Origin of the sequence: Sphaerisporangium melleum (genome assembly GCF_014646695.1) — a bacterium.
In the GTDB taxonomy this organism is placed as follows: domain Bacteria; phylum Actinomycetota; class Actinomycetes; order Streptosporangiales; family Streptosporangiaceae; genus Sphaerisporangium; species Sphaerisporangium melleum.
On the sequence record NZ_BMNT01000008.1, the window covers coordinates 1 to 302 of the forward strand.

Below are 302 nucleotides of genomic sequence, written 5' to 3' on the forward strand. Positions count from 1 at the left end.
GACCCCTCGCACATGGTGTGGCAGCAGATCGACCCGGTGAACTTCATCCTGGACTTCGCCGACCGGATCTACCACGTCGACTGCAAGGACGCCAAGGTCCGCATCGGCGACGGCCGCCGCGGCCGGCTGTCCTCGCACCTGCCCTGGGCGGACTTGCGCCGTGGCTGGGACTTCGTGTCCACCGGGCGCGGGGACGTGCCGTGGGAGGACTGCTTCCGCGCGCTGAACGCCATCGGCTACGACGGCCCGATCTCGGTGGAATGGGAGGACGCCGGCATGGACCGCCTGCACGGCGCCCCCGA

At 70.5% G+C, this 302-nt stretch carries 1 protein-coding gene; it reads left to right on the top strand.

All coding sequences use genetic code 11. The annotated features are described in order from the left end of the window. The coding region (locus IEY93_RS08535; RefSeq protein WP_229690982.1) for a sugar phosphate isomerase/epimerase family protein at window positions 1-302 on the top strand (302 nt) is incomplete at both ends.